We start from the raw sequence: 14855 nt of genomic DNA on the forward strand, positions 1-14855 counted from the left end.
ATGGGAATATTCAGTAGAGAAAAAAAAATAAATGAGGATTATGTAGAGAAACAAGCGATGCAAACCTCTCGGGAAGATATGGATGTAACCATCTCCAATCAAAAAGCTATAGAAGGTAAAATTGCCAACTCTGGTATTTTAGAGAAATACGCTTCCTTAGCCAAACTGATGCTAAAAATGTTGAAAGATTATAAAAATGGTATATATACAGAGGTTCCTTGGTTTACCATAGGATCTATTATATTTTCACTTTTATATGTTCTTAATCCATTAGACATAGTGCCAGATTTTATTCCAGTTTTAGGATATATCGATGATTTGAGTGTACTCAGTTTTGCGCTTAGATTTGTTGAGACAGATTTACATAGTTATCTAGATTGGAAAACGGAAGAAGTAGACCGCGCATAAAATAAGGCTGTCTAAAAGGTCAATTTCTGTCAACCCGAACCAGATTCAGATTTTCATATTTATCCGTTAATCGATATGATGAGATTTTGGAATAAACCTGCCTGAATGGTACGGGCAGGTTCAGAATGACAGTTTTAAAACTTTTCAGCCAGCCTTTTTTTTATAAATTTTGTCTCAAACGATGACGATCTCTCGCCAACAATGTATTTTTTAATAACATCGCAATGGTCATAGGCCCTACTCCTCCCGGTACTGGGGTTATATACGATGTTTTCTTTTTTACATTCTCAAAATCTGCATCTCCTGTAATCACATATCCTTTCTCTGCAGTTTCATCTGGTACTCTTGTAATTCCTACATCAATTACCACCGCATCATCTTTAATCATTTCAGCTTTTAAGAAATGAGGGATTCCTACCGCAACGATAATAATGTCTGCTTGAGAGGTTATTTGGGTAATGTTTTTGGTGTATTTATGCGTTAAGGTAACTGTAGAATTTCCAGGAAAGCCCATTCTTCCCATAAGAATACTCATAGGTCTTCCCACAATATGACTTCTTCCTATGACCACAGTATGTTTTCCTTTGGTAGGAATATCATAGCGCTCTAATAGTTCTAGAATTCCAAAAGGAGTTGCGGGAATAAATGAGGTCATATCCAATGACATTTTCCCAAAGTTGGTAGGATGAAAACCATCCACATCTTTATCTGGATCCACAGCCATTAACACTTGTTGTGTATTGATTTGTGGAGGTAATGGCAACTGAACAATAAAACCATCAACGGAATCATCCTCGTTCAATTCCTTAATTTTCTCTAGCAATTCTATTTCACTTGTCGTGCTAGACATTCGTACCATGGTAGATTCAAAGCCTACGCGTTCACAAGCTCTCACTTTACTGTTTACATAGGTTCTACTCGCACCATCATTACCTACAATAATGGCAGCGAGATGAGGGACTTTTTCCCCTTTTTGTTTCATCTTAGAAACTTCCGCAGCAATTTCATCTTTAATGTCGTTGCTTACTTTTTTACCGTCTAAAATTTTCATATTCCTTTTTTAGTTGGCAGGAGCAGTTAACTTCTTAATAGTGTCAACTACAAATCTCCCTAGATTATTAATCCTGAAATTCATAAGATTCTCTACCTAAAAAAATAGATAGTTTACTTCATTCCCTTCATCATCTGCATCATTTTTTTACCGCCGCCGCCTTGCATCATTTTCATCATTTTACTCATCTGGTCAAATTGCTTTAACAACTGATTTACTTGCGTTACTGAAGTTCCAGAACCTTTTCCTATTCTCTTTTTTCTACTTGCATTAATCACAGAGGGCTGTGTTCTTTCTTCTAACGTCATCGAATGAATAATCGCTTCAATATGTTTAAAAGCATCATCATCAATATCTATATCTTTCATCATTTTTCCAGCACCAGGTATCATTCCTACAAGGTCTTTCATATTCCCCATCTTTTTTACTTGCTGAATTTGATTTAAAAAATCATCAAAACCGAATTGATTTTTGGCAATTTTCTTTTGAAGCTTTCTCGCTTCTTCCTCATCGTATTGCTCTTGCGCTCTCTCTACCAAAGAAACCACATCTCCCATTCCCAAAATACGATCGGCCATACGTTCTGGGTAGAACACATCAATAGCTTCCATTTTTTCACCAGTACCAATAAACTTAATAGGCTTATTCACTACAGATTTAATAGAAATAGCAGCACCCCCACGGGTATCACCATCTAATTTGGTTAGGATAACCCCGTCAAAATTTAATACATCGTTAAATGATTTTGCCGTATTCACGGCATCTTGACCTGTCATAGAATCTACTACGAAAAGGGTTTCTTGAGGCTGAATTGCTTTATGTATCGTAGAAATTTCGGTCATCATCACCTCATCTACAGCCAAACGTCCCGCGGTATCAATAATCACGACATTAAATCCATTCTCTTTGGCGTAAGCAATTCCATCTTGAGAAATTTTTACAGGATCTTTGGTATCTCTATCTGAATATACCTCTACTCCTATTTGCTCTCCCACCACATGCAATTGATCTATCGCCGCTGGACGATACACATCACAAGCTACTAAAAGAGGTTTCTTTGTCTTTTTCGTTTTTAAGAAGTTGGCTAGTTTACCAGAAAAAGTAGTTTTACCACTACCTTGAAGACCAGACATTAAAATTATGCTTGGATCGCCTGAAAGATTAATTCCTGCGACATCTCCTCCCATGAGTTTGGTAAGTTCATCTTTTACCAATTTTACCATGAGTTCTCCCGGTTTTAACGCTTTTAATACGTCTTGACCTAGAGCCTTTTCTTTTACAATACTGGTAAAGTCTTTGGCAATTTTGTAATTCACATCGGCGTCTACCAAAGCACGACGTACTTCTTTTAACGTTTCTGCTACGTTAACCTCCGTAATTTGTCCGTGTCCTTTTAAGACGTGTAAAGCTTTATCAAGCTTATCACTTAAATTATCAAACATAGGCTTTCTTCTATTTTTAAGAATTGCAAAGTTAAGGATTAGATGTTTAACTATAAAGTCTTAATGCAGGAAAATAGCATTGCATATTCATAAAAAAAGACCGCTATAAATTCTAGCGGTCCTTAAACAAAACAACAAAAAACTATATACCCACTGCAATGTATAGACTTTCATAAAAGGTCTAGTCTTATAAAAGTCGAAGAAATTGAGATTTTCACCGTATTTCACAAGGGTACTTGTTTATTAAACAATACATTTCCTAAAACTCCTAATAGACACTTCATATTTTTTATTAGTTTTACAAAAACCTCAACTTAATGGCTAAAGAATTACACGAGCATGTTTGCCAAGAAAGTGTTTTTGCTAGTTTGTATCAAAAACATGCGAAAAACATTCATGATTTTCTTTACTATAAGTTTGGAGAAAAGTTTCTGCCAGAAGATAAAATGCAGGAGGCTTTTGTAAAATTATGGCAAAACTGCAAGAAAGTTCCACTCAGTAAAGCAAAAAGTTTTCTTTTTACCGTCGCCAATAATCTTATGCTGAATGAGATTAAACACCAAAAAGTAGTGTTGAACTATGAAAAAAGAAAAACAAAGCATCAAGATCACCAAGACCCACAATTTTTATTAGAAGAACAGGAATATCTTGAAAAATACCAAAAAGCCCTTTCTACCCTTACTGAAGCCCAACGAGTTGCTTTTTTATTAAACCGAACAGAAGGCAAAAAACACAGAGAAATTGCGGAAATATTAGACATTTCTCAAAAGGCTGTAGAGAAAAGAATTTATGGGGCGCTTAAAAAAATCCGTAAAGAAATAAAAGGAATATAAAAACAGAGTAGGAAAAATACCGAAGTAGTTGTTCTATAGGCAGAAAACAAGTCATGAAAGAAGAAGAGATCATAAAAAAATGGTTAGATAAGGAAACTTTATCTGCGGAAGAACTTCAGTTTTTAGAAGAAATGGAAGACTTTCACGAGTATAAAAAAATCGCAGAAAAAGCTGCGCATTTTAAAGCTCCAGAATTTAATATTGAAGAAGGCTTAGAAAACCTCAAGAAGAAGAAACAAGAGAAAAAAACTAAGAATATTTGGTTGGGTAGACTTCCTAGAATCGCAGCGATTTTAGTAATTGCTATAGGATCTTACTTTTTATTTTTCCATTCTAATTATACAGATATTGATACCGCAACCATGGTTACAAAACAAGTGAGTTTACCAGATGCTTCGGAAGTGGTTTTAAATACGAATTCTTCCATTTCTTACGCTAAAGATAATTGGACAGGAAACAGAGAAATTCATCTTGAAGGAGAAGCCTTTTTTAAAGTTGCCAAAGGAAAAAAGTTTACGGTAATTACCAATCTTGGAGAAATAAGCGTATTAGGAACAAAATTTAATGTACGACAACGTGAAAAATCTATACAAGTAGATTGTTATGAAGGTTTGGTAGAAGTGAAAATTAACAATAAAACTATAAAACTTTCCGCAGGAAAAAGTCTTTCTTTTCGTGACCAACAACTCAATCAATACGAGAATTTTGACAATAGCTCTAATTGGTTACGGGGAAAAAGTACCTTTAAAAGTATTCCGTTAGGAGAAGTTTTTAAAGAATTGGAAAGACAATATCCAGTTCAAATTCAAACTAAAAATCTTACTTTAGATCAAGATAAGTTGTTTACTGGTAGTTTTACCCACAAAGATATAGAAACAGCAATAAAATCTATCACTTTGCCGTTTGGATTAGACTATAGTATTCAAAAAAATAAGATCATCGTAAGTGCCCGTGAGTAAAAAATTAAACCTCTACTTACTTATAATTACTGGATTTTGTTGTAGTGCGATGCAAGCACAAACAATTAAAGATTCTATTGCCTTACCTCAAGTGATTATAGAATTAGAAGCCAATTACAACTACAACTTTTCTTATGCAGACCACGATATAAAAGAGGTTTACGTGCCTGTTTATTCTAAAGAAATGCCTTTTATAGATATTCTTGGATTTCTTGAAGCAAATACATCTCTTGTTTTTGAAATCGTCTCAGAAAAATTTATTGCGATAACAAAAAAGAATGACATTCTCACTCAAGAGAAAATGGAAGAATTGGAAACTATTATCATCTCCAATTATTTAGCACGAGGAATTAGTAAAAAAGATCAAGGAACATTTGAAGTTAATTTTGACAATTTTGGCGTACTTCCTGGTCTCATTGAACCCGATGCACTCCAAACAATAAGAGCCTTACCAGGCGTAGAAAGTATTAATGAAAAAATATCTGACCTCAACATTAGAGGCGGTACCCAAGATCAAAATCTAGTCTTGTGGGATGGAATTAGAATGTATCAATCGGGGCACTTTTTTGGACTTATATCTGCCATTAATCCGTATATGACCCAACGCGTTTCTTTAATTAAAAACGGAACCAGTTCCGCCTACGGAAATAGTGTTTCTGGAATTATATCCTTAGAAACCAGCGATAAAATTGGAAACGATTTTCATGCTGAAGCCGGCGTTAATTACTTAAGCATTTATGGTTTGGTAGATGTTCCCGTTTTTGAAAATTCCTCGGTAAAAGTAGCAGCTAGAAGTTCTATCAACGGAGTTTTTAAAACGCCTACTTACGATCAATATTACGACAGAGCTTTTCAAAATACAGAAATTACAGATAATGAACAGAGTGTAAAAAGCAACGATGCATTTTCTTTTTACGATGTGAGTTTAAGATGGTTGTACCAAGCTTCTAAAAAAGATTTCTTACGTTTAAATGTGATTTATTTAAATAATGATTTAAGTTTTTTGGAAAAGGCTATTGTAGAAAATGAAGTAAGTACAAAAACCAGCAATTTGTCTCAAACCAGCCTTGGAGTGGGACTTTTTCATAAAAGAACATGGAGCGATGTGTTTCAAACAAATATTCAATATTATTTTTCTAACTATCGCTTAGATTCAAAAAATGCCAATGCGATTACTTCTCAAGATTTAAAGCAAGAAAATGATGTCATAGAAAATAGCTTTAAGTTTACCACTTCTTGGAAGTTAGATCCACTTTTAAAATGGAAAAACGGTTTTGAATATTTACAAACTAGAATCGATAATGTTCAAAAAATGTCTAATCCCTTATCGGGAAATTTTAGTCAGCTTTATGCGAGCAATTATGCCTTATTTTCTACCCTATCTTTTAAGTCTAATGATTTAAGAACCTCGGTTCAATTAGGATCCCGACTTAATTATTTTAAAGAATTTGATACCTTTTTATTTGAGCCTAGATTCAGTTTTAATCAGAAAATAGTAGAATCTCTTTCCTTTGAATTGTTGGGAGAAATCAAAAGCCAGTCTAGTACACAAATCATCGATTTTCAAAATGATTTCTTAGGAATAGAAAATAGACGGTGGCAGTTATCAGACCAAGAAGAGGTACCTATTCTTAAAAGTTATCAGTTATCATTGGGTATTCATTATAACAAAAATAATTGGCTCGCAAGTACCGAAGCCTACACCAAAAAGGTGAAAGGAATTACCTCTAGAAGCCAAGGGTTTCAAAATCAATATGAATACGCCTCTTTAATTGGAGAATATTATATTCGAGGAATTGATTTTTTATTAAAAAGAAAATTTGGAAGACTCAATGCGTGGGCCAGCTACTCATTAACCAACAACGATTATACGTTTACCTCTATCTCTGAAGAAGCTTTTGACAGTAATATCGAAATTGCAAATTCCTTATCGTTCACTACTAGCTACGAATACGATGATTTAAAATTATCTGGCGGAATTAAGTGGCGGTCTGGAAAACACTATACACCTATTAGTGAAGAAGGCTTAGCTAATAATCAATTTGATTATCTTGCTACCAATAGCGCAAATTTGAACTCTTATGTACGCGTAGATTTTTCAGCAAGTAAGCAATTTCCCATACATTCAAAAATTAATGCCTACGCGGGAATTTCAATTTGGAATGTTCTAAATACCAAAAATATTGTAAATGCCTATTACGAAAGAATAGAAGGTGATATTTTTATGGTGAAAGAAGAAGGTTTAGGAATCACCCCCAATCTCATCTTTAGACTTATGTTTTAAAAAAAAATAGTTCTACCTAAAAACTCTTTAAAGCCAAAAAAATTTTACTTACCAATAAATCCTGGTTCTTGATTCTGGGTTTATTAACTAAAATTTAAATCCTTAATACTTCTAGGGAGTACTGCTTACTAGAAGTATTGAAAATAGATTACATTCTTTCAGGCACTTTTATTCCTAAAAGTCCAAAAGCATTTTTTAAGGTTTGCGCTACGGTTTTTGCCAGTTGCACTCTAAATACTTTTTCTATTTCTACATCGGTACCTAGAATACTCACATTTTGATAGAACGAATTAAACTCTTTCACTAAATCGTAGGTGAAATTGGCAATTAAAGCCGGACTGTGTTGCGACGCTGCCTGCTGAATTACTTCTGGAAACAATTGCAATTGCTTCATCACCTCTTTTTCTTTAGCATCTAACGTATAATCAACTACATCTTGCCCGTAGTCAAAGTTTGCTCTACGTAAAATAGACTGTATTCTAGCGTAAGTATATTGAATAAAAGGTCCTGTATTTCCCTGAAAATCTACAGATTCTTCTGGATTAAATAAAATACGCTTTCGCGGATCTACTTTTAGAATGTAATACTTTAAAGCTCCCAGACCTATAGTCTCGTAAAGTTCATTTTTTTCTTCTTGTGTATAACCTTCTAGTTTTCCTAAATCCTCAGAAATAGTTTGCGCAGTTTTTGTCATTTCCTGCATTAGTTCATCGGCATCTACCACGGTTCCTTCTCTACTTTTCATCTTTCCGCTAGGTAAATCTACCATCCCGTAACTTAGATGATACAAATGGTTTGCCCATTCGTAACCCAGTTTTTTAAGTATCAAAAACAATACTTTAAAGTGGTAATCTTGCTCATTTCCTACGGTATACACCAAGCCATTAATAGCATAATCTTCTACACGTTGGATGGCGGTTCCTATATCTTGCGTCATATAAACCGCAGTTCCATCAGATCGTAAAACAATTTTCTCATCTAGACCTTCATCGGTTAAATCTATCCAAACACTGCCGTCTTCTTTTTTAAAAAATACGTTTTTTTCTAATCCTTCCTGAACTACTTCTTTTCCTAATAAATAGGTATCACTCTCATAGTAATTTTTATCGAAATCTACACCCATGTTTTTATAGGTAGTTTCAAAACCATCATACACCCACTGATTCATTTTTTTCCAAAGCGCCACTACTTCTTCATCTCCGGCTTCCCATTGAAGAAGCATCTTTTTGGCTTCAAGCAATAACGGAGCTTCTATTTTTGCGTCATCTTCAGATTTACCGTGTTTTTTCAGTTCGGCTACTTGTGCTTTGTATTCTTGATCAAACTTTACATAATAATTTCCGACCAGTTTATCTCCTTTTAATCCGGTAGATTGCGGAGTTTCCCCGTTTCCAAACTTTTGCCAAGCCAGCATACTCTTGCAAATATGAATTCCGCGGTCATTGATAATTTGAGTTTTATACACCGTATTTCCCGCAGCTTTTAAAATTTCCGCGACAGCGTAACCTAATAAATTATTTCTTACGTGCCCTAAATGCAGAGGTTTGTTGGTGTTAGGAGAAGAATACTCTACCATAATGCTAGGAGAGTCTTCTGTAGATTTTACAAAACCAAAATGCTCATTATCCTTAATTTCTTTAAATTGATGTAAAAAATAATCATCACTAATCACCAAGTTTAAAAAACCTTTCACCACATTAAATCTCTCCACTATAGCTACATTCTCCACCAAATAACTTCCAATGGCTTCTCCCAAAGCAACAGGATTTGTCTTCACCTGTCTTAACATAGGAAAAATCACTACAGTAACATCGCCTTCAAATTCCTTGCGAGTCGCCTGAAATTCGACATGTTCTAGATTAACTTGGTGTAGCGAGTTGAGCGCTTCTTTGATGTGCTGTTCTAATAATGCTTGCATGAAAATTCACTTAAATTTGGAGGTGCAAAGATAATTTAAAAATTAGAGTTGTCTAATTTCCGCCGTAGCTTTCCTTTTTAAAACGAGTTATTTCTTAGGTTTAGACTTAAAAAACTCATGTTGTTAGTTACTTGTAGTTCTTCTCAAGAAAATGTAACTTTAAATTTAAGAAGCTTTTCTGAATAACCTCAGAGGAGACTAATACTTCGATTCTTATGAAACTTCCTTTTACATCTATCCTTATGGCGGTTCTTTTCACTTCTATTTTCTATGGCTTTACAACGCCTAATGAGAAGGATAAAACAGAAATTAGAAAAGGAATCGATTTTTATAACGGAGACTATCACGAAGCTTTAGAAAAAGCTAAAAAAGAAAAAAAATTGGTTTTTGTCTATTTGTATGCCAACTGGTGCGGCGTGTGTAAAGCCTTGAAGAAAAACACATTTAGAGATAAAAGTGTGGGTGAATTTTACAATAAGGAGTTTATCAATTTAGCGCTTAACGCGGAAAAAGGCGAAGGTGCCGAAATTGCCCAACGTATTGGTTTAAGAAGTTATCCTACTTTGTTGTATTTAGATGGTGGCAATGGCCGAATCTTAACTCGGGTTTCTGGGTATAAATCGGTAACGGAATTTATGAACCTCGGAAAAATTTACACTCAAAAATAACCCATAATACTATTTATTAAAGATGCTGTATAATGTTTCTTACCGAAATCCTAGAATTACCAAGGCTATTGATACAGCAGTAGGCTTACCTTTTAGCTTAAAAGAGCGCTTTATAATGAATGGAATTGGTTGCGGCAAATTATACATTACTTCATGCAGCATCGAGATTCATAACTTGTTAATTTTAGACTCCTACCTAAATGTTTGTAATATTGAAATGCGCCCCGACGGAATTATCGTCGGTTTTAGATCGCTACTAGAGTCTTACGCGCTAGTAATTCCCTTTTACAAACTAAACCTATATAAAGGTAAGGCAGAAGAATATTCTATTTATGGAGATCATCATTTTATAAAAATTAAAGCTGACACCAAAAAAATACACCAATTCATCAAGAAAATCTTAGCCTTTAAGGCGAATCATTCTAGCTCTTCTCAACGAGGATATTATTAGCATTTTAATAACCTTCATTTAATTATTTAGTGAACTACAGTCTGGTTTTATACAGCATCTTTACCAAAAAAAAGATGACTTTATTTATGTATGTTTTTGCCGCATTATTCTCGGTAATGAATCCACTAGGAACAGTTCCTATTTTTGTAGGACTTACCAAAGACGACACTAAAAGAGAACAATCAAAAACTTCTTTTCTTACTGCTATCAATACATTTGTTATTTTATTAATTGCTTTCTTTACAGGAAAGTACGTTTTAAATTTCTTTGGTATCAGTATAGAATCTTTGAGAATTGCTGGAGGTCTCATCATCGTTTCTTCTGGTTTTGCTCTACTTACAGGAAGCTTTAATAAGCACAAAGGTATGGACCGAGAGAAAGTAAAAACCGATGCTTATCAACGTGAGAGTGTTTCTTTAACGCCACTTGCTATTCCTATGCTTGCTGGCCCTGGCTCTATATCTTTGCTCATTGGGATGCAAGAAGAGTTTGGTTTGCTTATAGAAAAAACATACATTATTGCAGCAATTGCTGTGGTATGTTTTGCCACATTTCTCGTCTTAAAAAGTGCTCACTTTATCGTAAAATTTCTTGGAGCTTCAGGCATTAATGCCATTTCTAGAATTATTGGTTTTATTGTTATTGCTATAGGGATAGAATATATTAGCTCTTCGGTGATGAGCGTTTTAAGAAACGCTCTTCTTTAAACTATCTTTTTTTAAAAGCTATCCCGCAAACCAAAGTAAGAATCCCTAAACAAACCATGGCAAAACTCTGGGTTTGATCGGCTTTCGCCGAAATATGACTAACCCCATCTTCTAAAGAAATATGAGGAAAAAGCACGGTATAAAGTCCGTAGCCAATAAGAGCAATTCCCAAAATCAATAAAACAATTCTTAAAGTATTCTGCATAGTGTGAGCTTATATCAACTTTTAGCGGAAAGTTAAGTATTTATTGCTTAAATTATCTGTAAAAAAATATGAAAATTCTCTTAACCGGCGCCAATGGTTATATTGGTATGCGCTTACTTCCTCTACTCTTAGAAATGAATCATGAAGTGGTATGCGCAGTACGCAGCGCAGATAGACTTTCGGTAGATAAAGAAATAAAAGAGAAAATAGAGATTGTAGAAATTGATTTTTTAGAAGAAGTAGACCAAAACGTACTTCCCAAAGATATTGATGCTGCCTATTATTTGATTCATTCCATGACAGGATCTACGAAAGATTTTGACGATCTCGAAGAAAAATCAGCTAAAAACTTTAATGCCTATCTAGAAAATCTTTCCGTAAAGCAAGTGATTTACCTTACAGGAATGGTAAATGAAGGCAAAATGTCTAAACATTTAGAATCTCGTAAGAAAGTAGGTCAAGTACTCTCTCGAGGAAATTTTCATCTTACACGCCTACAAGCAGGGATTATTGTAGGATCGGGAAGTTCTTCTTTTGAAATCATTAGGGACTTGTGCGAAAAACTCCCGGCTATGATTACACCGCTTTGGGTAAATACCAAAACCCAACCCATCGCCATAAGAAATGTCTTAGAATACCTTAGTCGCTCTTTGGGAAAAGAAGAATGTTTTGACGAATCTTTTGATATTGCCGGTCCAGATGTCATGACTTACAAAAGCATGATGCTTAGGTATTGCGAGATTAGAGACCTTAACTTGCACATTGTAGGTGTGCCTTTTTTGTCTCCCAAATTATCCTCGTATTGGTTGTATTTTATGACCTCTACTTCTTATAAGTTAGCCACTAATTTGGTGGATAGTATGGAGGTTGAAGTCATCTCTAAAGATAACCGACTAGAAAAAATATTAAAAGTAAAACCGCTTACTTATACCGAAGCCATAAAAGCAGCTTTTGATAAAATAGAACAAAATCAAGTGGTCTCCAGTTGGAAAGATTCTCGTGTAAGCGGTAGATTCACCAGCGACCTTAATAAATATATACAAGTCCCTACCCATGGTTGTTTGGTAGACAATCAGGAATTAAAAAGTGATGATGCCAAAAAATCTTTAGAAAAAATTTGGAGCATAGGTGGGAGAAATGGTTGGTATTACGCCAATCGCTTATGGAAAATACGAGGCTTTATGGATAAATTAGCCGGCGGAGTGGGTTTACGAAGAGGAAGAACGCATCCCAATAAAATTTATGCAGGAGATTCTTTAGACTTTTGGCGAGTTCTTTTAGCCGATCCAGAGAAAAAACGTCTCTTGCTTTTTGCCGAAATGAAAGTGCCGGGAGAAGCTTGGTTAGAGTTTTGTATAGATGAAGAAAATGTTGTTCATCAAACAGCCACTTTTAGACCTAAAGGAATTTGGGGCAGACTGTATTGGTACAGCATGCTTCCGTTTCATTATTTTATATTTGCGGGAATGTTAGAGCGTATCGCCAAAGAGTAATCCATGAACAAAATTATTGCCTACCTTAAAGAAAACACTTTATTGTGCTTTTCATTTTTGAGCATTCTTGCTCTATCCTTATACATTTCACTTGCACCAGAGCATTTTTATGCGCTCATTGAGCAGTATTCCATTAGCATTCGCAATACTTTTGGAATATTTTATTTATGGTTAGGACTAGCCTGTGTTGTTTTTTTATTGGGAGTAGCTATTTCTCCCTTCGGAAGAAGAAGACTAGGAGGTACTAGGCCAGAATATGGTTTTTTATCTTGGACAGCGATGCTTTATAGCGCTGGGATGGGCGCAGGAATTTTATTGCGTGCGGTACAAGAACCCGTATTTATGCAGCAAAATCCACCCATAGAAACGGGAAGCTCGCCAGATGTGATTGCCTTAGAATATACCTTTTATCAATGGGGATTTACCGCCTGGGCATTTTATGCATTTTTTGCATTGGTCATTGGGTATTATGTATATGCACGAAAGGAAAGTATTTTACTGAGTAATAGTTTTTCTACCGCCAAAACCAGCAACATCATTAGAAGTGTCGATTACCTAACCGTCATGACCACAGTAGTAGGAATTGTCGCAGCGATTGCATTGGGAACCGCTCAAATAGAAGGCGGATTACAGTTTTTACTTGGGAACAAAGTTTCCATTTACGCTTACCTATTTACTTTTATTATCTTTTTACTCGCTTTTATTTCCGTCTATCGCGGAATTCAGAAAGGAATCAAACAAATTTCTAACCTAAACATTAGTATTACGTGCCTTTTATTGATGTTTGTTTGGTTTCACGGAGATCTAGTAGAAATTTTTAGCAACTTTTTTATTGCAACTTATCAGTATATATTCGATTTCATTCCGTTGAGTTTAGCCTTGGGAGATTACAATCCAGGGAAAGCATTTTTAACAGATTGGACGTTTTATTATTGGGCGTTCTGGTTGTCTTGGGCTCCGTTTACCGGAATTTTTATCGCGCGTATTTCTAAAGGAAGAACAGTAAGACAACTTATCTTTGGAAGTTTATTTTTACCATGCTTCGGAAGTTTTATATGGTTCTCTAGTTTTGGAACTTCGGCGTTTCAATTGATTGAAAATTGGGGCGTCTATAACGATGAATTCTCTAATGTTTTCACCTCTTTATTTGTTTACCTAAAAGCATTTCCGCTAAGCGGATTAACCTCTATCGTCACCATTTTATTGTTGGTTGGCTTTCTAGTCACCTCTGTGGACAGCGCCATTTTTGTACTGAGTATGTTTACCGATAAGGGAAAAGAAAACCCAAAGAAATCTCACCGACTCCTTTGGGCTATTGCTTTATTCTTATTCACCGAAGCGATTCTTATTCTGGCCAGTTATTCGGCTGCAGAAAATGTGATCACCGCAATGCAAAAATTCTTAATTATCTCTTCTTTGCCTTTTGCTTTGATCACTGTAATTATCGCCATCAATTTGGTAAAAAGCATTATTAGTGAAACAAAAGATTAATTAATGTTTTTAGGCAAGAAAATCTCTGCCATCATACAACGAGCACTTCCGCCACCCAGGGTTTCTATGGTTTCTAGATCGCTGCTTAAAATTTCACAATGTTTCTCAATCGCTTCTATTTGTTGAGCGGTAAGACTTTTATGAGCAGTTGCACTCATTACCAAGTACTTTTTATCAAAAGCACCTTGCACCTGTAACATATTTCCAGCAAATTGATGCATTTGAGCTTCAGTGATAGCAATGATTTCTTTTTTATCCTGCTTAAAGCTTGCGATCACTTTTTTACGCTCTTTGGCATCATCAATGGTATCTAAACAAATTACTACAAATTCTTCTGCCAAACACATCATCACATTGGTGTGGTAAATGGCTTTGCGTTCTCCGTTAACCGTTTGTTTTGCGTTAAAAACGATAGGCATATATTCAAAGTCTTCACAAAACTCTATAAATAAAGCTTCATCAGCACGTTCAGATAAAGCACAATAGGCTTTTTCGTTGGTGCGATCCAGCAATAAAACTCCGGTTCCTTCCAAGAAAACACTCTCGGCCTCCCCAGCGGTGTAATCCACTATATTATTGATGCCAAAACCTTTTTCTTCTAAGGTCACAAAGATATCTTCTCTTCGTTCTCGTCTTCTATTTTCGGCGAACATAGGATATAAACCTATATTCCCGTTTTCGTGAAACGAAACCCAGTTATTAGGAAAAATAGAGTCCGGCGTGTCATTTTCTAGCTTATCATCCACTACAATTAAGTCTACGCCTACTTTTCTAAGCTTATTCACCAGCGCATCAAATTCTTTTTGTGCTTTTAGGGTAATGGCTTCTTGCTCTTCATCTATCGACTTCTGAAAATAGTTGTTTACAGCCGTCTCTTCATTCATCCTAAAATTTACCGGACGAATCATTAATATACTATTCGTTATTTGTTTCATTCTCATCTGT

14 protein-coding genes are annotated in these 14855 nt (G+C 35.1%); 9 read left to right on the forward strand and 5 right to left on the reverse strand.

Annotated elements, in window-relative coordinates; translation table 11 throughout:
• Positions 1–408 carry a YkvA family protein gene (locus RLT85_RS12630; RefSeq protein ID WP_311402411.1) on the forward strand — a complete coding sequence of 136 codons (408 nt, stop codon included), beginning with the start codon at positions 1–3 and terminating at the stop codon, positions 406–408.
• Positions 409–568: 160 nt separating this feature from the next.
• Here the strand turns inward: RLT85_RS12630 and RLT85_RS12635 are convergent, their stop codons facing one another.
• The gene (locus tag RLT85_RS12635) at positions 569–1459 is read right to left on the reverse strand and encodes a bifunctional 5,10-methylenetetrahydrofolate dehydrogenase/5,10-methenyltetrahydrofolate cyclohydrolase (RefSeq protein WP_311402412.1); all 891 of its coding nucleotides are present in this window, start codon (positions 1457–1459) and stop codon (positions 569–571) included.
• A 113-nt stretch (positions 1460–1572) separates the two neighbouring features.
• The gene (ffh, locus tag RLT85_RS12640) at positions 1573–2901 is read right to left on the reverse strand and encodes a signal recognition particle protein (protein ID WP_311402413.1); all 1329 of its coding nucleotides are present in this window, start codon (positions 2899–2901) and stop codon (positions 1573–1575) included.
• A gap of 317 nt (positions 2902–3218) precedes the next feature.
• On the opposite strand from ffh, the gene RLT85_RS12645 reads away from it, so the two are divergent.
• The 3 genes from RLT85_RS12645 to RLT85_RS12655 are packed head-to-tail and all read left to right on the forward strand — an operon-like array spanning position 3219 to position 6977.
• On the forward strand, positions 3219–3734 hold the full coding sequence (locus tag RLT85_RS12645; RefSeq protein ID WP_311402414.1) for an RNA polymerase sigma factor: 516 nt from the start codon (positions 3219–3221) through the stop codon (positions 3732–3734).
• Between the two features lie 53 nt (positions 3735–3787).
• Positions 3788–4693, forward strand: a complete 906-nt coding sequence (locus tag RLT85_RS12650; RefSeq protein WP_311402415.1) for a FecR family protein — start codon at positions 3788–3790, stop codon at positions 4691–4693.
• The gene (locus RLT85_RS12655) at positions 4686–6977 is read left to right on the forward strand and encodes a TonB-dependent receptor plug domain-containing protein (protein ID WP_311402416.1); all 2292 of its coding nucleotides are present in this window, start codon (positions 4686–4688) and stop codon (positions 6975–6977) included. Before RLT85_RS12650 ends, RLT85_RS12655 begins: the two co-directional genes overlap by 8 nt.
• A 148-nt stretch (positions 6978–7125) precedes the next feature.
• On the opposite strand, the gene argS is transcribed toward RLT85_RS12655, so the two are convergent.
• On the reverse strand, positions 7126–8895 hold the full coding sequence (argS, locus tag RLT85_RS12660) for an arginine--tRNA ligase (protein WP_311402417.1): 1770 nt from the start codon (positions 8893–8895) through the stop codon (positions 7126–7128).
• A gap of 215 nt (positions 8896–9110) precedes the next feature.
• Here argS and RLT85_RS12665 point away from each other — a divergent pair, with 215 nt between their 5' ends.
• The 3 genes from RLT85_RS12665 (at position 9111) to RLT85_RS12675 (ending at position 10721) form a co-directional block, all read left to right on the forward strand.
• Positions 9111–9563 carry a thioredoxin family protein gene (locus RLT85_RS12665; protein WP_311402418.1) on the forward strand — a complete coding sequence of 151 codons (453 nt, stop codon included), beginning with the start codon at positions 9111–9113 and terminating at the stop codon, positions 9561–9563.
• A 22-nt stretch (positions 9564–9585) separates the two neighbouring features.
• On the forward strand, positions 9586–10014 hold the full coding sequence (locus RLT85_RS12670; RefSeq protein ID WP_311402419.1) for a hypothetical protein: 429 nt from the start codon (positions 9586–9588) through the stop codon (positions 10012–10014).
• Positions 10015–10088: 74 nt separating this feature from the next.
• The gene (locus RLT85_RS12675) at positions 10089–10721 is read left to right on the forward strand and encodes a MarC family NAAT transporter (protein WP_311402420.1); all 633 of its coding nucleotides are present in this window, start codon (positions 10089–10091) and stop codon (positions 10719–10721) included.
• A 1-nt stretch (position 10722) separates the two neighbouring features.
• Here RLT85_RS12675 and RLT85_RS12680 read toward each other — a convergent pair whose 3' ends face one another.
• Positions 10723–10926 carry a hypothetical protein gene (locus RLT85_RS12680; RefSeq protein ID WP_311402421.1) on the reverse strand — a complete coding sequence of 68 codons (204 nt, stop codon included), beginning with the start codon at positions 10924–10926 and terminating at the stop codon, positions 10723–10725.
• A 68-nt stretch (positions 10927–10994) separates the two neighbouring features.
• Here RLT85_RS12680 and RLT85_RS12685 point away from each other — a divergent pair, with 68 nt between their 5' ends.
• Together RLT85_RS12685 and RLT85_RS12690 are read left to right on the forward strand one after the other, a co-directional pair.
• Positions 10995–12419, forward strand: coding sequence for an SDR family oxidoreductase (locus RLT85_RS12685; RefSeq protein ID WP_311402422.1), 1425 nt, complete (start codon positions 10995–10997; stop codon positions 12417–12419).
• A gap of 3 nt (positions 12420–12422) precedes the next feature.
• Complete coding sequence (locus tag RLT85_RS12690; protein ID WP_311402423.1) at positions 12423–13910, forward strand: BCCT family transporter; 1488 nt, start codon at positions 12423–12425, stop codon at positions 13908–13910.
• Here the strand turns inward: RLT85_RS12690 and ctlX are convergent.
• Positions 13907–14845 carry a citrulline utilization hydrolase CtlX gene (ctlX, locus tag RLT85_RS12695; protein WP_311402424.1) on the reverse strand — a complete coding sequence of 313 codons (939 nt, stop codon included), beginning with the start codon at positions 14843–14845 and terminating at the stop codon, positions 13907–13909. The genes RLT85_RS12690 and ctlX overlap by 4 nt on opposite strands.
• Positions 14846–14855 lie beyond the last annotated feature (10 nt).

This window comes from Mesonia ostreae (assembly GCF_031845265.1).
Classification (GTDB): Bacteria; Bacteroidota; Bacteroidia; order Flavobacteriales; family Flavobacteriaceae; genus Mesonia; species Mesonia ostreae.